This window comes from Actinophytocola sp. (assembly GCF_035942955.1).
GTDB lineage: Bacteria > Actinomycetota > Actinomycetes > Mycobacteriales > Pseudonocardiaceae > DASYTH01.
Window position 1 is genome coordinate 1 of record NZ_DASZCQ010000240.1, and the last position, 26,377, is coordinate 26,377.

Annotated in this window: 23 protein-coding genes and 1 pseudogene; 9 read left to right on the top strand and 15 right to left on the bottom strand. The window is 72.4% G+C overall.

Annotated features, from left to right (window positions below; translation table 11 throughout):
- From VGX25_RS24725 to VGX25_RS24745, 5 genes are all read left to right on the top strand, one after another.
- Positions 1-1,347 (top strand): sugar ABC transporter ATP-binding protein (locus VGX25_RS24725; RefSeq protein WP_326920282.1); only part of this gene is annotated, 1,347 nt, incomplete at its 5' end.
- A complete protein-coding gene (locus VGX25_RS24730; RefSeq protein WP_414635950.1) occupies positions 1,344-2,360 on the top strand; it encodes an ABC transporter permease in 1,017 nt (338 codons plus the stop codon). The genes VGX25_RS24725 and VGX25_RS24730, both read left to right, overlap by 4 nt.
- Positions 2,357-3,349, top strand: a complete 993-nt coding sequence (locus tag VGX25_RS24735; protein ID WP_326920283.1) for an ABC transporter permease — start codon at positions 2,357-2,359, stop codon at positions 3,347-3,349. Before VGX25_RS24730 ends, VGX25_RS24735 begins: the two co-directional genes overlap by 4 nt.
- A gap of 34 nt (positions 3,350-3,383) precedes the next feature.
- Complete coding sequence (locus VGX25_RS24740) at positions 3,384-4,568, top strand: substrate-binding domain-containing protein (RefSeq protein WP_326920284.1); 1,185 nt, start codon at positions 3,384-3,386, stop codon at positions 4,566-4,568.
- Positions 4,569-4,571: 3 nt separating this feature from the next.
- Positions 4,572-5,426: a sugar phosphate isomerase/epimerase gene (locus VGX25_RS24745; RefSeq protein ID WP_326920285.1), complete on the top strand. Its 855-nt coding sequence runs from the start codon at positions 4,572-4,574 to the stop codon at positions 5,424-5,426.
- Here the strand turns inward: VGX25_RS24745 and VGX25_RS24750 are convergent.
- From VGX25_RS24750 to VGX25_RS24765, 4 genes are all read right to left on the bottom strand, one after another.
- Positions 5,423-7,132: an amylo-alpha-1,6-glucosidase gene (locus VGX25_RS24750; protein ID WP_326920286.1), complete on the bottom strand. Its 1,710-nt coding sequence runs from the start codon at positions 7,130-7,132 to the stop codon at positions 5,423-5,425. The genes VGX25_RS24745 and VGX25_RS24750 overlap by 4 nt on opposite strands.
- Positions 7,133-7,148: 16 nt before the next feature.
- Complete coding sequence (locus VGX25_RS24755; protein ID WP_326920287.1) at positions 7,149-7,961, bottom strand: carbohydrate ABC transporter permease; 813 nt, start codon at positions 7,959-7,961, stop codon at positions 7,149-7,151.
- 416 nt (positions 7,962-8,377) lie between these two features.
- Complete coding sequence (locus tag VGX25_RS24760) at positions 8,378-9,265, bottom strand: sugar ABC transporter permease (RefSeq protein ID WP_326920288.1); 888 nt, start codon at positions 9,263-9,265, stop codon at positions 8,378-8,380.
- A 4-nt stretch (positions 9,266-9,269) separates the two neighbouring features.
- Positions 9,270-10,514: a sugar ABC transporter substrate-binding protein gene (locus VGX25_RS24765; RefSeq protein ID WP_326920289.1), complete on the bottom strand. Its 1,245-nt coding sequence runs from the start codon at positions 10,512-10,514 to the stop codon at positions 9,270-9,272.
- Between the two features lie 182 nt (positions 10,515-10,696).
- On the opposite strand from VGX25_RS24765, the gene VGX25_RS24770 reads away from it, so the two are divergent.
- The 3 genes from VGX25_RS24770 to VGX25_RS24780 all read left to right on the top strand — a co-directional run bounded on the left by VGX25_RS24770 (position 10,697) and on the right by VGX25_RS24780 (position 14,139).
- Positions 10,697-11,707, top strand: coding sequence for a LacI family DNA-binding transcriptional regulator (locus VGX25_RS24770; RefSeq protein WP_326920290.1), 1,011 nt, complete (start codon positions 10,697-10,699; stop codon positions 11,705-11,707).
- Positions 11,708-11,828: 121 nt separating this feature from the next.
- Entirely contained in the window at positions 11,829-13,649 is a 1,821-nt protein-coding gene (locus VGX25_RS24775; RefSeq protein ID WP_326920291.1) for an RICIN domain-containing protein, read from the top strand.
- 316 nt (positions 13,650-13,965) lie between these two features.
- The gene (locus VGX25_RS24780; RefSeq protein ID WP_326920292.1) at positions 13,966-14,139 is read left to right on the top strand and encodes a hypothetical protein; all 174 of its coding nucleotides are present in this window, start codon (positions 13,966-13,968) and stop codon (positions 14,137-14,139) included.
- Positions 14,140-14,181: 42 nt separating this feature from the next.
- On the opposite strand, the gene VGX25_RS24785 is transcribed toward VGX25_RS24780, so the two are convergent.
- The 11 genes and pseudogenes from VGX25_RS24785 to VGX25_RS24835 all read right to left on the bottom strand — a co-directional run bounded on the left by VGX25_RS24785 (position 14,182) and on the right by VGX25_RS24835 (position 25,423).
- Entirely contained in the window at positions 14,182-15,549 is a 1,368-nt protein-coding gene (locus tag VGX25_RS24785; protein WP_326920293.1) for a hypothetical protein, read from the bottom strand.
- Positions 15,546-15,851 (bottom strand): type VII secretion target, encoded by a 306-nt coding sequence (locus VGX25_RS24790; protein WP_326920294.1) that lies wholly within the window; start codon positions 15,849-15,851, stop codon positions 15,546-15,548. Before VGX25_RS24790 ends, VGX25_RS24785 begins: the two co-directional genes overlap by 4 nt.
- Positions 15,848-16,249 (bottom strand): YbaB/EbfC family nucleoid-associated protein, encoded by a 402-nt coding sequence (locus VGX25_RS24795; protein ID WP_326920295.1) that lies wholly within the window; start codon positions 16,247-16,249, stop codon positions 15,848-15,850. The genes VGX25_RS24790 and VGX25_RS24795 overlap by 4 nt, the downstream gene beginning before the upstream one ends.
- The gene (locus VGX25_RS24800; protein ID WP_326920296.1) at positions 16,218-16,973 is read right to left on the bottom strand and encodes an ESX secretion-associated protein EspG; all 756 of its coding nucleotides are present in this window, start codon (positions 16,971-16,973) and stop codon (positions 16,218-16,220) included. The genes VGX25_RS24795 and VGX25_RS24800 overlap by 32 nt, the downstream gene beginning before the upstream one ends.
- Complete coding sequence (locus tag VGX25_RS24805; RefSeq protein WP_326920297.1) at positions 16,970-17,314, bottom strand: hypothetical protein; 345 nt, start codon at positions 17,312-17,314, stop codon at positions 16,970-16,972. The genes VGX25_RS24800 and VGX25_RS24805 overlap by 4 nt, the downstream gene beginning before the upstream one ends.
- Complete coding sequence (locus VGX25_RS24810) at positions 17,304-18,386, bottom strand: hypothetical protein (protein ID WP_326920298.1); 1,083 nt, start codon at positions 18,384-18,386, stop codon at positions 17,304-17,306. The genes VGX25_RS24805 and VGX25_RS24810 overlap by 11 nt, the downstream gene beginning before the upstream one ends.
- A gap of 81 nt (positions 18,387-18,467) precedes the next feature.
- The gene (locus tag VGX25_RS24815; RefSeq protein ID WP_326920299.1) at positions 18,468-20,657 is read right to left on the bottom strand and encodes a helix-turn-helix domain-containing protein; all 2,190 of its coding nucleotides are present in this window, start codon (positions 20,655-20,657) and stop codon (positions 18,468-18,470) included.
- Positions 20,658-20,721: 64 nt separating this feature from the next.
- Complete coding sequence (locus VGX25_RS24820; RefSeq protein ID WP_326920318.1) at positions 20,722-21,660, bottom strand: FAD-dependent oxidoreductase; 939 nt, start codon at positions 21,658-21,660, stop codon at positions 20,722-20,724.
- A 33-nt stretch (positions 21,661-21,693) separates the two neighbouring features.
- Positions 21,694-22,157 (bottom strand): annotated as a pseudogene (locus VGX25_RS35765) (FAD-binding oxidoreductase); the annotation flags it as partial.
- 130 nt (positions 22,158-22,287) lie between these two features.
- Positions 22,288-25,176: a type 2 lanthipeptide synthetase LanM family protein gene (locus VGX25_RS24830; RefSeq protein WP_326920300.1), complete on the bottom strand. Its 2,889-nt coding sequence runs from the start codon at positions 25,174-25,176 to the stop codon at positions 22,288-22,290.
- Positions 25,177-25,189: 13 nt separating this feature from the next.
- Entirely contained in the window at positions 25,190-25,423 is a 234-nt protein-coding gene (locus tag VGX25_RS24835; RefSeq protein ID WP_326920301.1) for a DUF6229 family protein, read from the bottom strand.
- A gap of 148 nt (positions 25,424-25,571) precedes the next feature.
- On the opposite strand from VGX25_RS24835, the gene VGX25_RS35920 reads away from it, so the two are divergent.
- Positions 25,572-26,369 (top strand): FAD-dependent oxidoreductase, encoded by a 798-nt coding sequence (locus VGX25_RS35920; RefSeq protein WP_326920302.1) that lies wholly within the window; start codon positions 25,572-25,574, stop codon positions 26,367-26,369.
- Positions 26,370-26,377 lie beyond the last annotated feature (8 nt).

Genomic DNA, 26,377 nt, shown 5'->3' on the forward strand with positions numbered 1-26,377 from the left:
GTTCTCAGCGGCGTGTACCCGCACGGCGACTACGACGGCGAGATTCTCTTCGACGGACGGGTCTGCGAGTTCAAGGATATTCGCTCCAGCGAGCGGGCCGGCATCGCGATCATCCACCAGGAGTTCACCCTGCTGTCGCACCGCAGTGTCGCGGAGAACGTCTACTTGGGACGCGAGCCGGTGCGGCGGCTGCGGGTGGACCGGCGGCGGATGGCGGAGCAGACCCGAGAGCTGCTGGACTGGCTCGGCGAGGAGGGCATCGACCAGAACGCCCCGGTCTCGTCGCTGTCGGTGGCCCAGCGGCAGGTGGTGGAGATCGTCAAGGCGCTGTCCACCGACGCCCGGGTGCTGGCGATGGACGAGCCGACCGCGGCGCTGGCCGACCACGAGGTGGAGCTGCTCTACGACCTGGTGCGCCGGCTGCGCGCGCGGGGCATCGCGATTCTGTACGTCTCGCACCGGATGCGCGAGGTGTTCGACCTCAGCGACCGGATCACCGTGCTCAAGGACGGCGCGTTCGTCACCTGCGCGCCGACGAGCGAGCTGACCTCGGAGGAGCTGGTGCGGCACATGGTGGGCCGCACGCTGGACACGCTCTACCCGGGCCGGGCCGACCCCACGGACGTCGGCCCGGTCCGTCTGGCGCTGCGCGGCGCCGGCAACGACCGGATCCGCGACCTCGACCTGCATGTGCGCGCCGGGGAGATCGTCGGGCTGGCCGGGCTGCAAGGGTCCGGCCGCTCGGCGGTCGCGCGCGCGGTGTTCGGCGTGGAGCCGTTCACCCGCGGGGTGCTCGAAGTGGACGGTGCGGTCCGCCGGGTGAGCCGGCCGCGCGAGGCGGTGCGGCACGGCATCGCGCTGGTCACCGAGGACCGCAAGGGCGACGGGCTGGCGCTGCGCCAGTCGGTGCGGGACAACGCATTGCTGGTGCGCCGGTCCGCGCTCAGCGGTGCGCGATCGCGGCTGACGTCGGATCTGGGGGCGCTGCTCAAGGCGGTCAAGGTGATCGCTCGCGGGGAGCACCAGGAGGTGCGGTACCTCTCCGGCGGCAACCAGCAGAAGGTGGTGTTGGCCAAGTGGCTGGCGGTGGATCCGAAGGTGCTGGTGGTCGACGAGCCGACCCGGGGCATCGACGTCGGCGCCAAGCAGGCCGTGCACGCGCTGCTGCGGGATCTGGCCAAGCGGGGCGTGGCGATCCTGATGATCTCCTCGGAGCTGCCGGAGCTGATCGGGATGAGCGACCGGATCCTCGTCATGCACGACGGCGCCCTTGCCGGTGAGCTGCCCGCGGGGACCAGCGAGGAGGCGGTGGTCAGGCTGGCCACGGGGCACGGTGATGTGGCGTGAGCGTGGTGCGGGAGAAACCCTTACCGGTCAAGGCAAGACCGGCGCGCCGGCCCCGCAGGTTCCGGTTCACCCCGACCGTCACCGTCTACATCGCACTCGTGATCCTACTGATCGCGGGCAGCGTGCTGGTCGGGCTCGACGGCGGGGTGTTGCTGGACCAGGGCGGCATCCTGAACATCTTCACCCGGGCCACCGCGCTCGGCCTGGTCGCGATCGGACAGACGATGGTGATCCTGACCGGGTCGCTGGACCTGTCGGTGGCGTACCTTGTCGGGCTGACGTCGCTGATCGCTGCGGAGACGATGGCCGGGCAGGACGGGATGATCGTGCCCGGCGTGCTGCTGGCCCTCGGTGTGGCCGCGGCGGTGGGTTTGGTCAACGGTCTGGTCATCACCGTGCTCAAGGCCAACGCGTTCATCGCGACCCTGGGTGTGGCGCTGATCCTGCGCGGCTACCTGGAGGACAACTACACCGGGCCGGCCGGGAGCGTGCCGCGGACGTTCCAGCACCTTGGCTACGACCGGATCGGGCCGGTGCCGGTCGCGGCGCTGCTCATGCTCGCGGTGGCCGCGCTGTCCTGGTGGTTCCTGACCCGGACCCGGCCCGGCTACCACATGTACGCCGTGGGCGGGGACCTGGAGGTGGCCCGACTGTCGGGCGTGCGGACGAGGCGGGTCATCGTCACCGCGCACGTGCTGTGCTCGCTCGCGGCCGGGTTGACCGGGATCTACCTGGCCAGCCGGCTGGGCTCGGGCGCGCCGTACGTGGGCACGGACGCCGGCTTCGACCTGGAGTCGATCGCCGCCGTGGTGCTGGGCGGCACGCTGCTGGCCGGTGGCCGGGGCGGCGTGGTGGGCACCATCGGCGGCGTGCTCATGCTAGCCACATTGGACACGATCTTCGACGACCTCGCGGTCGACCCGTTCTTCAAGGACGTGGTGCGCGGCATCGTGCTCATCGCCGCGGTGGCGCTCTACGCCCGCCACATGATCACCACTCGGAGGGCGGCATGACCACCTGGCGTCCCCGGCTGGCCGAGGGCACCGCGCCGGTGCTGGTGGTGCTGGTCGTTCTCCTGGTGGGCCTGGCGATCACCGGCCCGGCGTTCAGCGAGCCGGCCGGCTACCTGGCGCTGCTGAAGCGGGCCGCGCCGCTGATGATCCTCGCGGTCGGCCAGTTCTTCGTGATCGTCTCCGGCGGGTTCGACCTGTCGGTGGGCGCGCTGGTGACCGCCGGCGTGGTGATCGCCGCCCGGGTCATCGACGGCCAGGAGTCCGCCACCGCCTGGGTGATCCTGCTGATCCTCGGGTTCGGCCTGCTGGTCGGGCTGGTGAACGGGCTGATCACGACCAAGCTCCTGGTCCCGAGCTTCATCGTCACGCTGGGCATGCTGCTGGTGCTCGACGGCGCGGTGTGGCTGTGGACCGACGGCGCCCCGCGCGGCGCGCTCTCGGCCGAGTTCCGGATGTTCGGCCGGGGCGAGCTGGACGTGCCGCTGCTGGGCGAGATTCCGTGGTCGGTGCTCATCCTCCTGATGATCGTCGTGGCCGCGGCACTGTTCATGCGCGGCGGCACCGGGCGGGCGCTGGTCGCGGCCGGCGACAACGAGAACGCGGTGCGCCTGTCCGGCGGCCGGGTCGACCGGCTCCGGCTGCTCGCGTTCGTCCTGTCCGGACTGCTCGCCGCCGTCGCCGCGATCCTCCTCGGCGGGTTCGCCGGGGTGTCGGCACAGGTCGGCAGCGGCCTGGAGTTCCGGGCCATCACCGCCGTCGTGCTCGGCGGTGTCCTCCTCGGCGGCGGGCGCGGCTCGGTGGTGGCCGCCGCGGCCGGCGCGCTGTCCCTCGAGGCCCTGTTCACGTTGCTCAACCTGCTCGGCGTCGCCGGTGCGCTGGAATCGGCCGTGCAGGGCGTGATCATCATCGCCGCCGTCGCGTACGCCTCACTTGGCGCCGGACTGCGGCACCGGCTACGGCCACGCGCGACCTCTGCCTCCTCCCCGTGAAGTCCCCTGCGGTAACCCAAGGAGATCTACGACGATGACCAGGAAATGGGCCGTGGCGGCGGTGTCGGGCGCGCTCGCCCTCGCCGGGTGCTCAAGCGACCTGCCCGCGAACAACCCGCCCGGCGGCGCCCCCTCGGGCACCTCCGCCAGTGCCGCGCCGAAGTCGGAGTTCTTCGACCAGGCCGAGTTCGACAAGCAGCTGCGGCTGCGCGGCGTGAAACCGCAGGGCCCGGACGGCAAGCCCTGGGAGCAGATGCTCGAGCCGGAGCTCGTGGACACCGCCAGGTTCGCCAAGCCGGGCGGCAGCTACCACATCTGCTTCTCCAACGCCTCGGTGGACAACCCGTGGCGGCAGGTGGGCTGGAAGACCATGCAGGAGGAGGTGAAGCTGCACCAGGAGATCACCAAGTTCACCGTGCTGGACGCGGAAGCCAAGGACGACAAGCAGATCAGCGACATCCAGTCGCTGGCCGGGCAGCAGTGCAGCGCGATCATCATCTCGCCGAACACCACCGCGACGCTCACCCCTGCGGTCGAGGCGGCCTGCGCCACCGGGGTTCCGGTGATCGTGTTCGACCGCGGGGTCAACACCGACTGCCCGGTCACGTTCATCCACCCGATCGGCGGGTTCGCGTTCGGCGCGGACGGCGCGGAGTTCCTCAAGGAGAAGGTGCAGCCGGGCGGCAAGGTACTGGCCCTGCGCATCCTGCCCGGCGTGGACGTGCTGGAGCAGCGCTGGGCCGCCGCCAACCAGATCTTCTCCGGCAGCCAGCTCAAGATCGTCGGCGTGCAGTTCACCGACGGCGACGCGGCCAAGACCAAGGGCATCGTCTCGGACTACCTCCAGCGCGAGGGCCAGATCGACGGCGTGTGGATGGACGCGGGCGCGACCTCCGTCGCCGCGATCGAGGCGTTCCAGGACGCCGGCGTGAAGCTGCCCGCCGTGGTCGGCGAGGACCAGCAGGACTTCCTGCGGCTGTGGGTGGACGAGAAGCTGACCGCGGTCTCCCCGACGTACCCGACCTACCAGTGGCGCACGCCGATCATCGCCGCGCTGAAGATCCTCAAGGGCGAGCGGGTGCCGCGGGAGTGGGTGCTGCCGCAGCCGCGGATCACCGAGGACAACGTCGCGGACTTCGTCAAGCAGGACATGCCGCCGCTGCACTACGCCATGTGCGGCTGCGAGTCCATGCCCGGCTACCCCGGTCCCTGGAAGTAGTCCATGCATCCGATCGGCGTGAACACCTGGGTGTGGACCTCGCCGCTGTCCGACGCGACCTTGGCCGGCCTCGCGGCCAAGGTCGCCGGGTGGGGCTTCGACGTGCTCGAGCTCCCGGTGGAGAATCCCGGCGACTGGACGCCGGCCCACGCCGCCCGGGTGCTCGCCGACCACAACCTGGGCGCCACCGTGTGCCTGGTCATGCCGCCGGGCCGGGAGCTGGTCGCGGCGGACGCCGCCACCGTCAAGTCCACACAGGACTATCTGCGCACGGTGGTGGACGGCGCCGCCGCGGTCGGCTCGGCGGTGATCGCCGGGCCGGCGTACACCTCGGTCGGCCGTACCTGGCGGATGTCGGCGGCCGAGCGGGCCGCGGCCTACGTCCAGCTTCGGGAGAACCTCGCCCCGGTGACCGAGTACGCCGGCGCCGCCGGGATCACCGTGGCCGTCGAACCGCTCAACCGCTACGAAACCAGCCTGCTCAACACCGTCGGCCAGACCCTCGAGGCGCTCGGCGACCTGCCGCACTGCGGCGTGGGACTGGACCTCTACCACCAGAACATCGAGGAAAAGGATCTCACCGCCACCATCCGCGGGGCCGCCGGCCGCATCGCGCACGTGCAGGTGTGCGGCAACGACCGCGGCGCCCCCGGCGCCGACCACCTCGACTGGCCGGCAATCCTCCGCGCCATCTCCGACGCGGGCTACACCGGCCCGCTGTGCATCGAATCATTCACCGGCGACAACGCCACGATCGCCACCGCCGCCGCCATCTGGCGGCCGCTGGCCCCGACCCAGGACGACCTCGCCCGCACCGGCCTGCGCTACCTCCGGGCGGCGCTGGACTCCCACACCTAAACCATTTCCCGGAGTCTGGTCTCGGCATCCCCGGCGAGGAGGAGGTAGGCGCTGGCGGTCCAGGTATAGGCGCGGTCGCGGAGTCCTTGTCCGGTGAGGGCGTCGAAGTTCTCGGCGAAGCCCGATTTCTCGCACACGGCACGGAATCGCGTGCTGATCTGGTCGGCCAGCTCGGCGGCTCCGGCGCGGCGCAGGCCGTTCTCGATCAGCACCGTGGCGGGTGCCCAGACCGGGCCGCGCCAGTAGCCGTCGGCCTCGTAGAGCGGCGAGTCCGGTCGTTCGGTGGCCAGGCCGACCGGGGTCAGGTGCCCGGCCAGGCCGGCGGCCAGCGTGGTGCGGAGGTCGGGGGGCAACCGTGCACCCAGGACGATCGGCATGAGGTCGAGCAGGCTTGCCGTGGTGCGTGGTGTGCCGCCGACCGTGCGGCTGGTGAACCTGGCGCCGTTCCACAGCTGCTCGAACATCGCGGCCAGCATCGTCTCGGCCTCGTGAGTCCACCGCGCCGCGGCTGCCGGGTCGCCGATCTCCTGGGCCAGGCGCGCCACCTCACGCATCTGGATCACCAGGAACGCGGCGAGGTCGGCGGATTGCACCGGGCGCCGTTCGGTGAAGACGGTGGCGTTGTCCCAGCCGCTGTCGTTGCCGTGCTCGTAGTGTGGGAACGGTTGACCGGGTGCGCGGCGGTGGTTGAGCCAGAAGGTGGTCCAGTCCGCGAGCTGCCGGTACAGCCGGGGCAGCTCGGTGGCCGGGAGCCCGCCCGGCAGGCGCTGGCGCAGCGTGCTCACCGCCCAGCCGTGGATGGGTGGTTTGACGAAGTTGTGCAGGATCTCGGCGTGGGTGATCGAGTCGGGCAAGGCACCCTCGTCGGTCTGGTGGTCGAACACGACCTGGAGTTGGTCCCAGGCCAGCTCGGGCGCTCCCGGAGCCAGCGCAAGGGCGTTGAAGCAGTGGTCCCAGCTCCAGACCTTGTCCATCCAGTGCTTGGACATCAGCACCGCGGGACGGCGGAGGAACCCGGATGGTTCCACGATCGCTGACCACAGCACGTAGCAGGCCAGTTCCGCGGCCGGGGTCCGGTCGCCACGCCAGGGCGCGATCGCGTCGGTGAACTCCGCGAAGGCTTGCCGGGATGCCGCGACGACCTGCGGGAACGGTGCGCGGGTGGGGAAGCGCTCCCGGGCCGTGGTCAGTTCCTCCAGCGCGAGTTCCCACTCGCCGCCGTCCGCACCGATCACGACCGCCCGCTCGGCCGTTCCCAGTACGGAAGTACCGACCCCACCCGCCTGTCCGGATAGGACGGTCAGGCGGTAGCGGTGGCCGGTCTCGTAGGAGGTGAAGACGTAGGCCGAGGTGACCGGGTCGTGGAAGAAGTAGGTTCCGGTGAAGGGGGTGAGGGTGGCGTCGGCCGCGGCGATGCGCAACCCCAGGCCGTGCCCGCGGATCCGCAGCGAGGACGGTGACTCGTACGCCGCCGCCACCAGACCCCGGCCTGCCGACCAGATCAGCACCTGCGGGTTGGCCGTCACCTCGGTCGGCACGCGGGCCTCGCCCAGGGTGGGAACAAGGCGGAGCACGGCGTGCATGCCGTTGCGGTGGGACACGAGGTGGAGGTCGTCGGCGCAGGTGGCGAGCGCGACGACCGGAGAAAGGCCGAACCAGGATCCCCGATGGCTGAACGGGATTTCCCGCACCGAGAAGTCGTCCACGCAGCTTCCCTTCGCCTCAGTCCCGGACGGCGCCAGCGGTGATGCCGGCGGCGACGAAGCGCTGGGCCAGCACGAGCAGGACGGCCGCGGGCAGGGACGCGACCACGGCGGTCGCCATGATCGCGTTCCATTCCTGGTTGTTGTTGCCGATGTAGCGGTAGATGCCGAGGGTCAGCGGTTGGAGCTCGCCGCCACTGTCCAAAGTGGTGGCGAACACGAAGTCCGACCACGCCCACAGGAACGCGAACAGCGCCGCCGTGACGATCCCGTTGCGACTCACGGGCAGCACGACCGACCAGAACACCCGCAACGCGCCGGCTCCGTCGATCCGCGCCGCGGCCACCAGCTCGTCGGGCACCGAGGCCATGAACGCGGCGAGGATCAGCACGGCGAACGGGACGGCGATCGTGGAGTCGGCGAAGATCAAGCCCCACAACGTGTTGGTGATACCGAGGCGGACATACATGCCGTAGAACCCCAACGCCATGATGATCCCCGGGATCATCTGCGCGACCAGCAGGACGAACCCCAGCGACCGGCGGCCGCGTGGACGCAGCTTCGCCAGCGAGTACGCCGCGGGCGCGGCCACCGCCAACGTCAGCACGACGGTGCCCGACGCGATCAGCACGCTGGTTCCGAAATACGGCAGCTGCTCGTCGAGCACGCGGGCGTATCCGTCGAAGGTCGGTGCGGTGGGTAGGAAGTCCGGCGGCGACTTGCGCATCCGGCCAGGCGGGGTGAGCGAGACGTTGATCATCCAGTAGACCGGGAACAGCATCACGGCGGTGAGCAGCACGCCCACCGCGGTACGCCACCACGATCGCGTCATGCTGCATCCTCTGGCTCGGGAATGTTGGCCCTAGTCGTGGGTCGCCTTGGCTGTTGGGTCGCCGGACCGCTTCTCGGGCAGACCTCGTTCCTCGGCCAAGCCGGTCTCTCCTCGCTCCTCGGAGTGGCCGGAGTGTCGGATGGTTCGCTCCGCAAGCTCCGCCAAGCCTGCGTCTCCTCGTTCCTCCGAGCCGCAGGAGCATCGGATGGTTCGCTCCGCAAGCTCCGCCAAGCCTGCGTCTCCTCGTTCCTCGGAGCCGCAGGAGCATTGGATGGTTCGCTCCGCAAGCTCCGCCAAGCCTGCGTCTCCTCGTTCCTCGGAGCCGCAGGAGCATTGGATGGTTCGCTCCGCAAGCTCCGCTCACACCCCCTCGTCGCGGTGGGCCAGCTCCCTCGCCGGCGGCAGTTCCGCAAGCCTCATGCCGGCTCCTGGCGGCGCTGGAGGCGGACGTAGAGCAGGCCGGCGACCACGGCGAGCAGGATCAGCACGTTGCCCACCGCGGCGCCGGGTCCGAAGCGGGGCAGCATGGTGCCGAAACCGAGCTCGTAGGACCAGGTGGCCAGTGTGGTGGACGAGCCGGCGGGCCCGCCGCGGGTCATGATCCAGATGATGTCGAACACCTTGAGCGTGTAGATCAGACCGAGCAGCAGCGTCACGGCCGAGACCGGGCGCAGCATCGGAAAGGTGACGTGCCGGAACGTCTGCCACCCACCGGCGCCGTCCAAAGCGGACGCTTCGTACACCTCGGCGGGGATGTTCCGCAGGCCGCTGTAGAGCACGACGAGGTTGAACGGGATGCCGATCCAGATGTTGGCGATGGTCACCGACACCAGTGACCAGTCCGGCGAGGTCAGCCAGTTCACCTTGTCGACCCCGAAGACGGCAAGAACCGCGTTGACTACCCCGGCCTCGCTGTTGAGCATCCACGCCCAGGTGGACGCCGACACGATCAGCGGCAGCAGCCACGGCACCAGGAACAGCGCCCGCAGCGTCACCGACAGGCGGAAGTTGCGGGCGAAGAACACCGCCAGCGCCAGACCGACGCCGAACTGGAAGGCCAACGACGCCACCGTGAACACCGCCGTGTTGAGCAGCGCCGTGCCGAACGTGGGGTCGGCGAGCACCGTGGCGTAGTTGCCAAGGCCGATCAGCGGCGCGCCGCCGGACACGAAGGAGCGGACGGTGTAGTCGCGGATGCTCAGGTCGAGGTTGGTCAGCAACGGGTAGGCGTAGCACAGCAGCAGATAGCCGACGAGCGGCAGCAGGAACGCCCAGCCGACAAGCTGCCTGCGCAGCGCCAGCACGGCCCTACTTCGCCGCGGCCGCGGCGGCCTTGGCGTCCGACAGCGCGTCCTTCGGCGACTTCGACCCGGTCAGCGCCGCCTGCACGGCGGTCCACAGCGGCTGGGAGATCTTCGGGTAGCGGGTGCCGAGCCCGTCGCTGGTGCGGCCCCTTGCCGCCTTGACCGCGTCCACCCACACCTTCAGGTCCGGCGCCGCCGCGACCTGCTGCTCCTGCACCGAGGGCACCGCCGAGACATAGGTGAGCGCGGTGTCGGTGGCCAGCACGGTCTCCGGGCTGGCCAGGCAGTTGGCGATCTTCGCCGCGGTCGCCTCGGCGTCGGAGTTGGACTGTGCGGTGACGGTGACGAACTCGCCGCCGGTCGGGGCGGGCGCGACACCCCCGGTGCGGGACGGGATCGGGATGACGCCGTACTCGAAGCCCGCCTTCTTGGCGTTCTGCAGCTGCCAGGTGCCGTTCTCGGCGAAGGCGTACTCGCCGGTGGCGAACTCCTGCCAGCTCGTGGTCTGGGTGTTGTTGATCACCGAGTTCGGCGCGTACTTCTTGTCCAGCCACGACTTCCACAGCTCCAGCGCCGCCGCGGCTTCGGGCGAGGACAGGTCGGTCAGCTGCGCGCCCGCACCCCAGAACCACGGCAGGAACTGGAACGTCCCCTCCTCGGTGCCGATCGCGGAGAACGTGATGCCCTTCCTGCCCGCCGCGGTGACCTTCGCCAGCGCCGCGTCCAGGGCCGCCCAGTCCGAAATGGACCCCGGGTCGACGCCCGCCGCGGCAAGCACCGCCTTGTTGTAATACAACGCCAGGGTGTTGGCCCCGATCGGCACGCCGTAGGTCTGCCCACCCGTCTGCGCCGCGGCCACCAGGTTCGGCGACGCCTTGGACGCGTCCAACCCACTGTCCTGATTGGACTTCAACACACCGGCCTCGGCCAGCGTGGACACCACCGGATTGTCCACGACCAGCACGTTCGGCGCGGTGCCCTGCTGCGCGGCCAGCAGCACCTTGTTCGTCAGATCCGTGGTGTCGTAGGCCTGCCGCTCAACCGTGACGCCGGCCTGCCGGCCGCATTCCTCGATCACCTTCACCCAGTCCGAACCCTTGTCGAACTGCGGGTACGGGTCCCACACCGAAAACGTGCCGGGCCCGCTCGGGCCGGAGCCGCCGGAGTCCTGGGAGGAACAGGCCGCCATGGTCAAGCCGGCCACGAGCACTGCCGTGATCAGCCTCCGGCTCGTCGATGAGCGCGTCATGATCGTCCTTCCGGCGACGTGGTCGAACCGGTTCGACTCGACAGGGTTGGGTCAAGATAACGATCTGGGAGGGCTTGCGCAAGATCCCGGACGGCATATCATCGATCAATTGTCGAACCGGTTAGACACGGAGCGGACGTGCGGCGGGTGCGTCGCGGGACCGACCAGATGACGGAGTGCGCGTGAACATCCGGGAGATCGCCCGGCGGGCGGGCGTGTCACGCAGCACGGTGTCCTACGCCCTGTCCGGGAAGCGACCGGTGTCGGCGGCGACCGCCCGGCGGATCAACGAGGTCATCGCCGAGCTGGGCTACAAACCCAACGCCAGCGCCCGAGCCCTCGCCGAGGGCCGCACCCGCACCCTCGGGCTGGTGATCCCACCCGCGAGCCGGCGCCTGACCGATGTCCAGCTCGGCTTCGTCGCCTCCGTCGTCGAGGCGGCCGCCACCCACGACCTCGACGTGCTGCTCTCGCCCAGCGGCGGCGACCACGACCGGTCGTTCGAGCGGATCGTCACCGGCCGCCGGGTGGACGGCGTGATCCTGATGGAGATCCTCCTCGAGGATCCGCGGGTGGAGCGGCTGGAGCGCAGCGCCCTTCCGTTCGTGACCATCGGGCACATCGAGCATCCCGGCGGCTCGTGGTGGGTGGACGTGGACTACGCGGCGCTGGTCCGGCGCTGCGTGCACCACCTGGCCGACCTGGGCCACCAGCACGTGGTACTGATCAACCGGTCCGCCGAGCTGGTGGCCGCCGGCTACGGCCCCGCGCTGCGCTCCACGGCCGGCTTCCAGGAGGCGACCCGGCGGCGCGGCCTTTGCGGCCACGTGGTGTGCTGCGCCGATGAGCCCGCTGCGGGCCTGGCCTGCTTCGAGGAGGTCCGCGCCCGCCGGCCGGAGGTCACCGCGGCGGTGACGATCAACGAGGCGGCGCTGCCCGGCCTGCAGCGGGCCCTGCACAACGCCGGACTGACCGTGCCCAGGGACTTCTCGATCACCGGGGTGATCGCCAACCGCCTGGCCGAGGACTTCCACCCTCCCCTGACGGCGGCCGACGTGCCGGCGGAGGAGATGGCCCGGCTCGCCGTGGATCTACTGGTCGAGCGGCTCGTCAACCCCGAGGCGACACCCCGCCATGCCCTGCTGGAACCGGTCATCTCCCTGCGCTCGAGCACGGGAGCACGGCCGCGGTAGCCGAGCCGGCTGGCGCGAAACGGTTCGACTTGATCTCACCATTGCATTGCTGATGCCTTGTCCCTTACGGTTGCTCGTAGTCGAACCGGTTCGATCCCTGCCGACCCCGTTCGGAGTCCCCATGGTTCTCAGGCGAACTGTCCCCCCTCGTGCTCGCGCGCTCCTCACGATCGTCGCGTCGATCGCCGCGTCCGTCGTCACGCTCGCCGGGCCGGCTCAGGCCGCCGACGAGTCCATCTCGGTCAACTTCTCCCTGGCCGGCGGCTCCCCGACCTACCGGGCCTCCGGATGGATCTACGGCATGACCGAGAACGCCTCGGCACCCGCCGACCACTTCTACCGGGACGTGCGGTTCCGGTACATGCGCGCAGGCGGCGCCCAGCTCGACAGCCCGGGTGGCTGGGTGTCCGGCCGGTACGACCGGCGGTGGAACTCCACCCGCGCCCAGTTGCTGCGCACCCGGTCCCTTGGCGGCGAGTTCATCCTGCTGGTGCACGACCTGTGGGGCGCCGACGGCTTTCCGATCTCCCGCTTCCCCGGCGACAACGGCAACTGGACCGACTACGACAACTTCCTCACCCGCCTGATCAACGACGTGCGGGCGACCGGTGCCCCGGTGCAGTGGGACCTGTGGAACGAGCCCAACATCACGCTGTTCTGGAATCGCCCCCAGGCCCAGTACTTCGAGCTGTGGCGGCGAACCTACCAGCGCGTCCGAGCCGCGTTCCCCACCCACCTGATCGTCGGCCCGAGCTGCGCCTGCGTCCCGTCGACATCCGGTTGGTGGACCCAGTACCTCGACTTCGTCCGCGCCAACAACGTCATCCCCGACATCATCAGCTGGCACGCCCTACCGGGCGACCCGGTGGCCAACGTCGCGACGGCCAACGCCACCCTCAACCCGCGCGGCATCCCGCACCCACGCCCGTACCAGATCAACGAATACGCCGCGCCCAACGAGCAGAACCCCGGTGACGGCGCCTGGTACCTCGCCCGCCTTGAGCGCGCCGGCGCCGACGGCCTGCGGGCCAACTGGGCCGGCGGAGCGAACCTGCACAACGACCTCGCCGGCCTGCTCGTCCGCAACTCCGCCGGCCAGCACCTGCCGAAAGGCGAATGGTGGGTCTACCGCTTCTACGGCTCGCAGACCGGCCAACTCGTCTCCGTTACCCCCAGCCCGGCCTACGACGCGGTCGCCACCAAGGCAACCGGGGTGGCGCGGATCCTCGTCGGCGGTGGCGGCACCACCGGCAACATCGCGGTCAACCTGCAGCGCCTGGACACCACCAGCGGCATCGTGGCGAACAACCAGGTCCGCATGATCGCCGCGCGCATCCCGCACAACGGCGGCGGCGCCGTCGCCGGCCCGATCACCATCCAGAACACCGTGGTGACCCTGGCCGGCAACGCCATCACGGTCAACCTGCCGCACACCAACGCCGACGACACCTTCACCATCACGCTCCTGCCGCCCTCCGACGGCGGCTTCCAGTCCGTCGCCGTCGCCCAGCACTCCCAGCAGTGCCTGGACAACACCAACTTGAGCACCGCAGACGGCAACCGCCAACAGCAGTTCTACTGCGAAGGCGGCGACCAGCAACTCTGGAACTTCCGCCCGGTATCCGGAGTCGCCAACACCTACACCGTCGTCAACCAGCAGTCCGGCAAATGCCTCGACGTCAACGGCGCCGCCACCGCCGACGGCGCCGCCATCCAGCAATGGACCTGCACCGGCGGAACCAACCAGCAGTTCACCCTCCGCAAGGTCACCTACGCCGGCAACGACCCCCACGACTACCAACTCCTCGCCCGCCACAGCGGCAAATGCGTCGACGTGACCGGCATCTCCACCGCCCCCCGCGCCCCGATCCTCCAATGGACCTGCAACCCCACCAACCAGAGCAGTCCCCTCAACCAGACCTGGCGACTCTGGGGCCGCTAATGCCCCATCAATACAATTCCGGCCGCTCGGTGATGTCGTGAACGCCGGACAACCTGGGCTCAGCGGGACTCCCGGCGCGCCCGACGGGCGGGTGCGACCGGTCGCGTGATCCAGCGCCGGGCCGCCTCACCGCGGCGCAACCCGGGGAGGGGCACCAGATGGTAGAGCGGGGTGCAGGTGATGATCACGGATCTGCTCGAGGAACGCCGCGGCCGCACTCGTCGCAGAGGAACTCGACCGCTCACTGATCCTGCCGCCGACGGCCTTCGGCGACCGGTTCCCGCCGACCGACGGCGGCGGCTACGGCTCGATCGGCGTGCCCATCGTCAACTTCATCTCCGCTCCCTTCTACCTGTTCGACGAGACGGACACCATCGACAAGGTCGACGCCGAGCACCTGGTGCCGCTCACCCGAGCCGTGATCCGCATCGTCCACGCCACCCACGGCGTCACGCCCGCGGCCTGGCGCGGGCCGCACCGGGCCGGCTGACCGAAGCTCTCCGCGAAGGCCCGCAGCGCACGCACTTCCCCGCTAGTCCTTGGTCGTACTGCTGGAGATGACCGGCGGCGCGACCTCGAGGGGCTCGTCGTGCTCGGCGACCACGCTGTACTTGCGCTGGTGCTCCGTGTCCGGATCACCGGCCGCCCTGGCGGCGCCCATGGCCCCCAACGGAACGCCGGCCGGCGCGCCACCGGCGGTGGCGGAGGTGCGGGCCGGCTGTTGCCTGCCGGGCTGACGGGCAACGTCGGCGCCGCCGCGCACGGCACCGGTGGCCGGGCCGAGACCGGCGGCGCCGATCGGCACCCCGGCATTGGGCCCGGGGCCGGTGGGCGCACCGGCCCCGCCGGGGTGGCCCGGATACCGGGAGGCTTCCGGCACGGTGCCGTGGGACGGCGGGACCGGCGGGACCGGCGGGACCGCACCTGTCGACTGGGCTCCGACCCCCAGCGGTGCGGCACCCGGAGCGGCCGAGCCACCCGGCGTGGGCGCGCCGCCGCCGAACCCGCCGGCCGGTGACATCGGGGCCGATGATCCGGTGGTTCCGGGATCTTCAGCGCCCATGGGGGTTCCGGACCCCGCCGCACCCGCGGTGCTCGCGGATCCGCCGTCCTGCCGCTGATCGGCACCCGTGCCGGGCGTCGGCTCCGCGTCGGGCCGGATGCTCTGCTGGCTGATGCTCGACAGCGCCTGCTTGATCAGGTCGACGACGGCCATGGCGCCCTGCACGAGCTTGAGCAGGTTCTGCCCGCTGGCCACCAGGGCCGCCAGCTTCGCGGCGATCCTCAGGGCGTACTCGATGGCGATCCCGACGCACGGTGGGATGGCCTCCGCGATGCTCTGGCCGAAGGTTTCCGGGGCCCGCGCCACGGCCTGGGACATGATCGGAACGATCTGCGCGACCGCCTCGGCGATCAGCTCGGTGACCTCCGCGATGGCCTGCGCCACCACCTGGCCCGCGCCGATGATCGCGCTGCCGGTCGTGGTGCTCGCCTGGCCGAGGCCGGCGATGCCGTCCGCGTGCCGCGCGGCGGCGTCCCGGTACTCCGACGCGGCCGCGCCGGACCAGCCGGAGGTCTGCGCGCTGGTCGACTCCCGGTACGCGTCGGCCACGCCGGTGATGTCCCGCCCGGCGTCGCCGAAGCTCTGCGCCCCCGACGCGACCGAGCCCGCGCTGCCGCCCTGCAGTTGGGTGAGCCCCTCACCGAGGAACGACACGAAGGGCATGAACCAGCCGAGGCCGGCCGTGGCGAGCGCGGACAGCGGGTTGAACGTCGAACCCAGCAGGCCGAGCGATGCGCCCGGCACGCCGAGCCCGGGCGACACCCAACCCTTGGCGCGCACGGCGTCGTCGGTCGCCTTGAGGTCGACGACCAGTTGCGCGGTGTTCGTGTCGGTCATCGGGGATACTCCCGGTTCAGGTTGACGGCGTTGCTCTCGTCGGTGTGCTGGTAGGCGGCGGCGGTGCGGGTGACGCCGGTGCTCAGCTCGGCCACGGAGGACGACGCGTCGGTGATCGTGTTCGCCACCTGGGTCATGGCGCCCTGCAGGCCGGACGCGAGGAACTGGGCGAACAGGCCGAGCGCGAGGTCGGCGAGGCCGCTCGGCAGCCGCCCGCCGATGGCGGACAGCTGCTCGGCGACGTCGTCGACGGTGCCGGCGTGGCCTCGGAGTTGCCCGGGGTCGACGTCGAATCGGGTCATCGGGTGATCTCCGGTGGGTTGGCGAAGTAGTCGTCGTCGTCACGATGGTTGGTCACCCGCACACCGGCCGGCAGGTGCTGCTTGATCACGTCCAGCGCGGGCCCCTCGCCGAAGTACTCGGTCGAGATGCCGGCGATCTGGGCGCTGGCCGCGTGCCGCGCCTTCCGCGTGGTGTCCAGGATGAGCCGGGCCAGCTCGTCGGATTCCAGCGTGCGGGCCGCGGGGGTGAGGGTGAGGTTCTCCAGCGTGCCGCCGGCGCCGACGGTCACCTCGACCTCACCGCGGGGCGAGGTCGCCGTCGCGCCGACCTGCCGCAGGCGCGCGCCGGCCTCCTTGGCGCGCGTCGCGACGTCGGTGAGCCGCTTGTCATAGTGCGCGAGCCACTGTTCCGGTTCCATCGTGTTCCCTTCTGGCGATCATCGCCAACTCGTCGAGCGCGAAGCGCATTTCGTTGGGCCGCAACGGGTTGACGCTGATCCACCCGTCGTCCGCGCGGTTCACCCGCACCCGGCCGCGTGGACCGTCCAACCAGGACAGCTCGGTCCCGGTCCGCCCGGCGCCGCGGCGGGTCGCCCCGAGCTGCCCGCCGCCGGTCAGCTCGGGGAGCAACCCGCCGAGCTCGTCGAGCACATAGGGATCCCGACCGTCCGGCGGAAGCGTGATCGGCATGGCCTGGGCCGGCGCGACCTCGGGCACCATCCCGATCAGCTCGTCGGCCAGCGCGTTCTGCGCGACCCGCCGGATCCGCACCCCGGTGGTCACCGGGTCGCCGGTCAGCGGCTGGCGGCAGATCAGCGTCCAGGACCGGTAGACCAAGGCAACGACGCCGGCCGCCGAGTCCGGGCCGGCCAGCACGAGATCGACCGTGCCCCGGTACTCGCGCAGCGCCGTGACCACCTCGGCCGCGACACCGAGCGGCCCGCGCTCGCCGGCCAGCCCACGCGCCCGCATGGTCATGCCGGCCGCGGCCAGCAGCACCTCCCGCTCCGCGGTGATCCGGCCGAACTCCGGCACCCGCAACGGGAACGGGAACCGCGCACCGGCGTGCGCGGCGAGCAGGTCCAGCTCGACGAGTCCGAAGTGGACCCCGGAGCGGGTGTCCCGCGCGAGCGCGGCGGTCACGTCGCGGTCCCCTCGCCGGTGAACCGCAGGGCGGCCGCACCGTCGCCGTCCTGATACCGGTCCACGGTCGCCCGCAGCGCCCGGTGGTAGCTGGCCAGCTCGGCATCGGCCGCGCTGACCTCACCGGTGAGCCCGGCCGGGCCGGCCGCCTCGCGCAGCCGCGCCGCCAGGTGCATCGCGGGCGGAGCGGTGCCGAGCAACGGCCGGTGCTCGGCCAGCCGCCCCGCCGAGGACACCAGGTCGCCCGTCTGGTCGCCGATGTCGGTCAACGCCCGGACCTGACCGACCAGCTCGTCGGTCAGGAGCTCAAAGCCGTGGTGTGATGCCTTTCTAGCGGCCAACGTCGTGCTCCTTGTCAGTCAGATCCCCGATCACCGGGGCGCTGGCCCGCTCGTCCAGCGCGAAGAGCCGGTTGTCCACGTTGGGCAGGCGGCTGCGGTGGCGCTGGTCCTGCTCGCCGTCGGCCGCCCGCGCGGCCATGCCCGCCGGCCAGAAGCCACCGGTACCCATGGCGCGCTTGGCGGCCAGGTCGGACAGCATGGCGCTCTCCGCGGCCAGCACGCTCTGCACCGGCCCGGGACCGATGCCGACCAGCCCGCCCGAGCCCCGCGGGGCGCCCCCGACCAGCCGGGCCCATGGCACGCCACCGCCGGCCACGCCCCGGCCCACGGACGATCCGCCAGCCAACGCCGCGGCCGCGCTGGTCGTTCCGCCATCCAGCCCGTCCGCCGGGTACGTCCTCGGCGTGGTGGCGTCGGCCTGTGCCGGCACGACCCGCTGGCCGCTGTTCCGCAGGCTTGCCTCGTAGCGCTGCATCACCCGCACCGCCTCGGCCTTGGACGCGCCCGCGACGGCGTCGGCGGTGAACAGCCGGGCGCCGCCGACCGCCACCGCCTCCAGCGGCGACAGGGGTCCGGCGCCGACCGCGCTCGTCATCAGCGTCATCGGGTCCGGCGGCGGCGGTGGCATGGTGTTGCGCGCCAGGGCCAGCGCATCGCCGGCGTCACCGACCGCCTTTCCGACCGCGCCCGCCCTGGCGCCGGCGTTCCAGATCCGGTCGCTGAGCTCGGCGAGCCGGTCCGCGGCCGCCTCGGCCGACCGACCCTGCCAGTTCGACCGCAGCGCCGCCGCCTGGCCACGCAGCGCGTCGGCGAACCCGGTCAGCGCCGTGCCGTGCCGGCCCCATTCGGCGGCAACCGCGCTGACGTCCCCGACATCCGCGTCCTGCCACAGCATCCGGTACAGCTGCTCGTGGCTGTAGGCGTTCCAGTTCGTGCCGCCCGGTGGGGTCGGCGAGCCGAAGAACTCCGCCCACACGGTGTCCAGGGCGTCGGTCAGGACCTTGGTCAGCTGCCCGACCGGTCCCAGCACCGCGGTGACCGCGCCCGCCAGCTCCTCGACGGTGTCGAACACGCCGCAGATGCTGGTGCGCCACGCGGATTCCCGACCAGGACAGCGCACCGGCCATCGATGTCCGCCGGATGAAACCGCAGGTCAGCCGGCGTCGGCCAGGTGAGCCTGGAGCCGGGCGTGCCGGAACTGGTACACCGCACCGACCTGGCGCAGCACACCGCGCCGGCAGGCATCCTCGAGGAAGCCGGCCACGGCCCAGGGCAGCCGCCCGGTCAGCGGCAGCCAGACCCGCGCGAGCACCAACCACTGACCCCACGCGGTCAGGCAGGTTCCGATCGCAAGTCCGATCACGGGGCCCATCACGAGGTCGAGCGGGAGTGCGCCCGGATCCACGTGCCCGAGCGCGAGCGCGAGCATCGCCAGGTGGGCGAGCCCGAGCACGAGCCCCCACCCGAGGAACTGCGGGACCACGGTCGAACGGTTGGTGGTCAACAGGACCGCGGGGCTGACGGCGGACCTGACGTCGACGGGTGCTTCGAGCCCGGCCGTGAGACCCCAGATGAGGCCGAGCAGCGTGCCGAGACCGACTCCGGTCGCGAGCCCGCCGAGCAACCCGAACCCGACGAGGCCCATCGGGGGGTGCCCGGCCGCGCCCGCGAGCCCCAGCATCAGCCCGAGGCCGACGCCGCCGGCCAAGCCGACCACGAGCCTGGGACCGAACCTCGCCCGCAGCTGCCGGGCGCCGCCGTGGGTTCGCAGCCGGACCCGCGACGGCTCGAAGGCCCCACCGCCGAGCGTGAGCCCGGCGCCGTGCGCGAGCCCGAAGGCCAAGCCGAACCCGAGCCAGTTCTCCACGGCCGACACGAGCGCGTTCACCACGCCGCGCCCGGCGGCGGGCGTGTCCACCAGAAAGATCAGCAACCCGCTGAGCAGCCCGACGGCCAACCCGGACACCAGCCCGACGACGAGCATGCGCGAGCCGCGGCGCATCGTGGTGCCAAGCTGCCACCAGGCCAGATCGGGAGCGCCGAGCCGGTCGAGGTGCCGGGCGAGGTACCCGAGCCAGCCGCGTACCCGGTCGGGATCCCAGCGCGACCGCTGGTCCCGGTAGACCGTCGGGATGAAGCTGCCGAGCAGATGGTCCTCGAGCTCGTACTGGCTGCCGAACCGGTCGGTGTCGAGCAGCTCCGCCGGGTCGCGGCCGGCGGAGTCGCTGTAGATGGCGCGGGCGAGCCCGACCATCAGCGGGGTGGTCAGCACCGCGCGGAGGTTGACGCAGGCCGGGCGCTCCGGGTGGGCACGCAGCTCGGTCAGGACCGGATCCCACACGGTCGCGCCCGCGCCCTTGCGCGTGGTCCGCGGCAGGTAGTTGACCAGGTCGGTCGCGGTGAGGTCGGTCAGCCGGACGGCCGCGGCGGCGGTCAGGGTGTCGGTTGCGGCCACGGTCGCGTACTCGCCGGGGCGGCTGGTCAGCAGCAGCGGCAGCGTGGAGGCGTTGAGCTCGTCCAGCGCGGCCCGGTGCAGCCCCGCGGCGAGCTCGTCGAACCCGTCCAGCACCGGCAGGATCCGGTCGGCCGCGACCAGCGCGGCGGCCAGCGTCGACCCGTCGTGGCCGGTCTCCGCCAGCCCCGGATGATCACGCAGCAGCCGACCGGCCAGCCAGTCGCGGAACCCGGTGGTGGTCGGGTTCCAGGACCCGAGGCTGAACAGCACCGGAACGGCGCCGTCGCGGGGACGCGTCTTGAGCATGTCGAGGACGAACCGCACGGCCAGCACCGACTTGCCCGAGCCGGCGCGGCCGAGCACGACCAGCCGCCCGGACGGGATCCGCCGGTACACGTCGGCGATCTCGTCCAGCTGACCGGCAAGGTCGACCGGTTCGGCGGACCGGCCGGGCGAGACCCGGCAGATGTTCTCCCAGTGATCCATCACGTCGTCGGGCGCCGGCTGCCAGCGGACCGGCAGCGGGCACGGGTCCTGGATCCGCCGCAGCTCCTCTTCCCGGTCCCAGCGCGCGCGGACCGCGTGCGCGAGACCATCCGCGGCCTCCGCCAGCCTGCGTTCGAACGCCGACTCCGGTGGGACGTCGTTGACACCGGGCGGATCCGCCTGGCCGTGGGCGGCGGCCAGCAGCCGGGCCCGCTCGTCAGGCCCGAGGTCCAGCGCGTCGGCGAGCAGCCGCACCGTGTCCAGCTGCGGGTTGGCGCTCTCCCCCGTCTCCAGCCGGCGAATGGTCCGGACCGACAAGCCGGAGCGTTCCGCCAGCTCCTCCTGCGTCAACCCGTTCCCCCGCCGCGACCGCCGAAGCAGCACGCTGAACTGGCTCGTCACGCGTCGCACTCTAGCCACTGCGCCCAGCCACCATGGGCCGATCCGGCAAGGATCCTGGACAGTCCTAAGTGGAGGGATGGGGCGGGATGGACTGGGCGTGGGCGAACAGGTTGTCCGGGTCGTAGGCGGTCTTGACGTCGCGGAGCCGGGCGAGGTTGGCGCCGTAGTAGGCGGTCTGCCAGCCGGGCAGGCAAGGGTCGGGGTAGCCCTGGTACACGTGTCCGGTGCCGTGCGGACGGACGGTGCGCCACGACTGGTCGAGCCAGCGCCGGGCCGCGCGACGCCGCTCGGCGGTGACCGGTGGCCCGGTCTGGACGGTGTGCCTGATCAGAAAGCTCGGGTGGCGGTGGACGAACGCGGTCGCGGTGGCGGGTGTCCGCCGGTAGGCCCCACCCCACGGGACGAGCTCCAGCTCGCGGTACTCGCCGGTGGTCCGCTCCCGGCCGATCCGGTCGGCGAGGGCCTCGACGGCGGCGACCGGAAGGGGCCGGTCGAAGAACTCCGACCTGGTGGCCTGCAGGCCGGGTTCGGGGAACGGTCCGCACGGCAGCCCCACCTCGTCTCCGGTCCAGCGGGCGGAGCCGGCCAGGTACCGGGCGGCGGCCACGGGGTCGGGAGTGCGGATCCCGGACCGGGCCGGGCGCGTGCCGGCGGCGTCGGTGAGCTCGGCGAGCGCCAGGGCGGCGGCCCCGGCGCCGGTGAGGGTGTTGCCGAACACCCGCACGATCGGTGGCTCCTCCGGCAGGTCGACGGCGACCAGCAGGAGCTCCGCGGTGAGCTCGTCGCCGGCGGCCGGCGCCCACCGCTGCCACCGGTCGACGAGGCCGACCGCGTGCTCGGCCGGCCAGACCGCGTAGAACACGGTCAGCGGCGCCGCCGGGCGGGTGGTGAAGGTGAACGAGGTGACCACGCCGAAGTTGCCGGCGCCGGCCCCGCGCAGCGCCCAGAACAGATCCGGCTCGCGTTCGGCGTCGACGGTGGCGCGGGTGCCGTCGGCCAGCACGACGTCGGCGGCGACCAGGTGGTCGGCGGTGAGGCCGTACCGGCGGCCGAGCAGCCCGAAGCCGCCGGCGAGGGCGATCCCGGCAACGCCGACGGTCGGGCAGGAGCCGCCGGGCAGCACCCGCCCGTGGGCGGCGAGCCGCTCGGCCACCGCACCGATCGTCGCGCCCGCCCCGACCCGCACGGTGTCCCGTCGACCGTGATCGTGTCGAGCGCGCCGACGTCGATGAGCAGGCCGGTGGTCGAGGAGTGCTCGGCGTAGCTGTGGCCCCCGCTGCGGACGGCGAACGGCAGCTCGCGGGTCCGCGCGAAGGCAAGCGCCGCCGCCACGTCGGCCGGCCCGGCGCAGCGGGCCACCGCCATGGGCAGGGTGTCGGCGACGGCGGCGACGAACTGCCGGCGAACCCTGGCGTACCGGTCGTCGCCGGGCAGTACGACGGCGCCGGCCAGCGAGCCGGCCAGCGTCGACCAGTCCGGTGCCACGGTTCGGCGCGCCATGACCGCTACCGCGGGGCCGGCCGGTGGTCGGCCGGCTCGGCCACCGGCCCGCGGAGCCCGGCCCGCAACGCGGTGAGCCGCGCGTACCGGCCACCGGCCGCCGGCAGCCCTGGCGAGAACGCGGCGGAGCTCAGCCGTCCTCACCTCCGAGCGTGAGCACCGACGGCAGGTCGGTGCCCGGATGCATGCGCAACAGCTGGTACGCAAGGCCGCCGTGGCCGGCGAGCAGCCCTGGCGAGAACGCGGCGCGGGCGAGTCCGGTCACCGGCCCGTTCTCCTCGATGCTGCCGATGATGCGGGCGTCCAGGGTGATCCGGTCGAGCCCGTCCGGGCCGCGGCCGCTGTCCAGTGCCAGCCGCAGCACCTCCCAGCCGCCGAGGTCGCCGTGGCACAGCGTGTGTCCCCAGCCCATGCCGCGCGTCCAGGTGGCCGCCGCCGCGCGGCCGAGCACCTCGCGCGCCGGCTCCGGCCGGCCCCGCCGGCGCAGGTCGGCGTCGGCAAGCGCGATCCCGACGGCGCCGTGGCACCACGCGGCCGCGGTCCAGTCGGGCAGGTCCGGCTCGCGGAGGTCCCGCCAGCCCCCGGCCCGCGAGTCGTACAGGGCCTCCTCGAACGCGAACGCCGCGTCCGCCGTGCGCGCGAACCCGCGTTGCCCGGTGGCCAGCGCCAGCCGGTACAGCGCCCACCCCACGCCCGTGGCCCCATGGGAGAACCCGCCAAGCCCGCCGGGCCACCGCTGCGTCGGCCAGCAGGCGGTGCCCGACTCGACCCGCGCCGCGTCCACCAGCCGGTCGCCGATCGCCATCGCCTGCCCCAGCCAGCGCTCCTGCCCGGTCCTGCCGGCCAGCCACAGCAGCGGCACGATCGCCCCGGCGGCGCCGGTCAGCAGCTCGTGGTCGGCATCCGCGGCGACCGACTCGGGGATCTGCTCGGCCAGCCGGCACGCCCGTTCCACGGCGTCGCCGCCCGCGACGCCCCACCGGTCGAGCGTGAGCCAGGCCCAGATCCGCGAGCCGAGCCCGATGTAGCCACCCGGCGGCGACGGACGCAGCGCGGTGCCGGCGCGGTGGTGTGCCTCCCGCTGGTCCTCGCCGGTGCGCAGGGTGTGCAGGACGGCGGTGAGCAGCTCGGCGAGGCCGGGCACCTCGTCGGCGCGGCCGTGCGCGGTCTCCCTGAGGTAGGCGGCGAGCAGGATCGCCACGCCCGAGCTGCCGCTGTACAGGTCCGCGCTGCTTGGCTGGACCCCCCAGCCGGTGACGTTGAGCACCGGGGCGATCCAGGTGACCGTCCCGTCCCGGCCGTGGATGGCCGCGGTCACGACGGACCGGACGATCCGCGCCGCCAGCGCGCGCCGGCGCCGGTCCAGGTCGGCGGTGCGGACCCGCGGCTGCGGCAGCGGCGCACCGCCGGGCAGCCACCCGTCGTTGAGGTAGGCGCTGACCAGTGCCGCCCGGATGACGCCGCGGTCGAGGCCGAGGTCGGCGGCCCGCCACCGGCGCAGCGCCCCGGCCACGAGATCCGCCGCCGGCAGCCAGCTCGTGCCACCCGGCCCGTCGAGCCGGCCGTGCCGGGCGGTGGTGCCGAAGTACGGAACGTCGCCGCGTAGCAGGTCGTCGATCTCCGCGTCGATCACCGCCGGGTCGTCGGGCACACCGGGCACGTTCTGTGCCATCGAGGACAGCAGGCGCCGGGCGCGGGCGACGGCGGCCGCCTCGTCGTGCAGGGAGACCGGATGCCACAGCATCCGGCCGAGCTCGGCGTAGACCTCGGTCGCCCGCAGCACCGCGCGGACCCGGCAGTCGCCGAACGGCTCGAGCATCGGGGCGAGCGCCCCGGCCCGGTCCAGCGCGCGCAGCCGCGCGGTCAGCTCCTCGAATCCGGACAGCACGTGCTCCCAGAACCGGGCGAGCGCCGGTTCCGGGCTCGGGTGGTTGCCCGAGGTCTCCCGGTCGTACCGCCGCATCCCGAGCCGCGCGCGGTCGGTGCCGGCGTCGACGATCACCGGCTGCCAACCGGCCGGCTGCTGGCCCGGCAGGGAACCGCCCGCGGAGATGTCGACGCCGCGCCAGCCGAGGCCGACACCGCGCCCCGGCAGCAGCCCGGTGCTCAGCACGGTCTCGTCGATCAGCCGGTTGGCGTGGTCGACCGCGTCGCCGAGGCCGGACGGACGGTCCGGGCCGACCGGGGTGAACAGTGTCTCGCAGTCGACCACCACCGGCACCGGACCGCAGGCGATCACGTTCTCGGCGTGCAGGTCGCAGCCGCCGAGCAGGCGCATGACCGCCAGCCAGTGGCCGAGCCCCCGGTAGAACGCCGCCAGCTCGGCGTCGCCGGCGCAGTAGCGGTTCTCGACGTGCTCGGCCCAGCCGTAGCCGTCCCCGGCCAGCACCACCGGCACCCTGATCCGGGCCGCCTCCGGCTCGTCGGCCAGCAGCCGGCGCAGGAACCCGGCGAGTACGGCGTCGACCTCGACCGGCCTCGGCTTGTAGACCACGGTCCCGCCGGCGCAGCGCAGGATGGCGACGGCCTGCCCGCGCCGGTGGGTGTCTCCGGCGCCGAACGACACCTCGCCGAGCGCGCCGGCCCCGGCCTCGTCGACGCCCGGCAGTGCGGCCAGCGCGGCGCGGTCGGCGGCGAACCGGCGGGCGACCGACACCGCGGCGGCGCGCCGGTCGTCGATGCCGGCCCGCAGCCGCGCAAGCATCGTGGGGTAGCGGCCGGACAGCGATTCCCAGAACCGCGGTTTGGCCGCCAGCGCAAGGAACTCGTCCCACCGCCGCTCGGGGCTTGGCTCCCGCAGGGTTCCGGTCACCCGGGCCGCGTTGAGCTCGACCAGCAGCACCCGGCTGACCTTGCGGTGAACGAACTCGTACAGGGTCGCACCGGCGCCGGTGCGCAACGCGTGCCGTTCCCGCTCGCCGAGGCCGGCGATCTCACGAAGCTGGGCTGTCAGGTCCGCCAGAGCCGGTTCGACCAGACAGCCCAGCGATGCGGTGAACTCCCCGGAAGGCCGGTTCATGCACCGGCAGGGATCAGCAGCACGGGATCGTGTTCGCCCCGGTGCATGACGACGGACGGCGGGTGTCGATCACAACTGTCGCCACGATGTCCGCCTCGACGAAGTCGCCGCCGGTATACAACGGACCGGCAGGATTGTCCGCACCCGCCTCCCGCAACCAGGACTCGACCACCGCGTCCACCCGCTCTCGCGCATCAACAGGCACGGCTTCCTCCAGCTCCGTAGTGACCAATTCCGCCCAGCGCAACAATCGTAACCCGACTTTTGCGCTCCGGTATTAGCCCGTCCGGCGCATCTCTAATTTACGCATTCCCGTTTAGACCCTTTCAATAATCTCACTATCGGCGGGCCGCGCAATGATCGAATAGGGGGTGGCGCGGGAAGGGAGGTCGAGTATGCCGGCACTGCGGCCACCGGAGGACCCGCGGATGGTCGAGCTGCCGCCGCGGCGCGCGGTGCTCGGCGGCCGGGCGGAGGTGCTGGTCGTCGGCGGCGGTCCGGCCGGTCTCGGCTCCGCGCTCGGCGCCGCCGCCGCGGGCGCCGACGTGGTGCTCGCCGAGCGCTACGCGCTCCTCGGCGGCAACGCGACGGTCGCGCTGGTGATGCCGCTGATGTCGTTCCACAACGAGAAGAAGCAGGCCGCGCCGGGCCGCGGCGCCCGGCTGCCGCCGACCGACCACGGCGAGGGCGATCCGGTGGTGGCCGGGGTGCGGTTGCCGTTCCACGCCTTCGCCTCCGGGCTCGCCGACGGCCAGGACGGCCGCCGGGTGGTGTTCGAGACCAAGTCCGGGCCGGTCGCGATCGACGCTCGGGTCGTCGTGGACTGCACCGGTGACGGCGACCTCGCCGCGGCCGCCGGCGCGCCGTTCGAGGTCGGTCGCCCCGAGGACGGGCACGCGTGCCGTGCGGGCAGGCCTACGAGATCCCGCTGCGCTGCCTGCTCCCCCGCGGCGTCGACGATCTCCTCGTCGCCGGCCGCTGCCTGTCCGGCACCCACGTCGCTCATTCCTCCTACCGGGTCATGCCCATCGCGATGGCCACCGGCCAGGCCGCGGGCGGGTGCGCCGCGCTGGCCGCCCGCACCGAGCGGTCACCCCGCGCCGTCCCCGCCGGCCTGGTCCGGCGTGAGCCGCTCACCCAGGGCGCGAGCCTGCGCGATCCCGCCGAGGTGTGAACGGATCGACCATGGCTAGGATTCGCC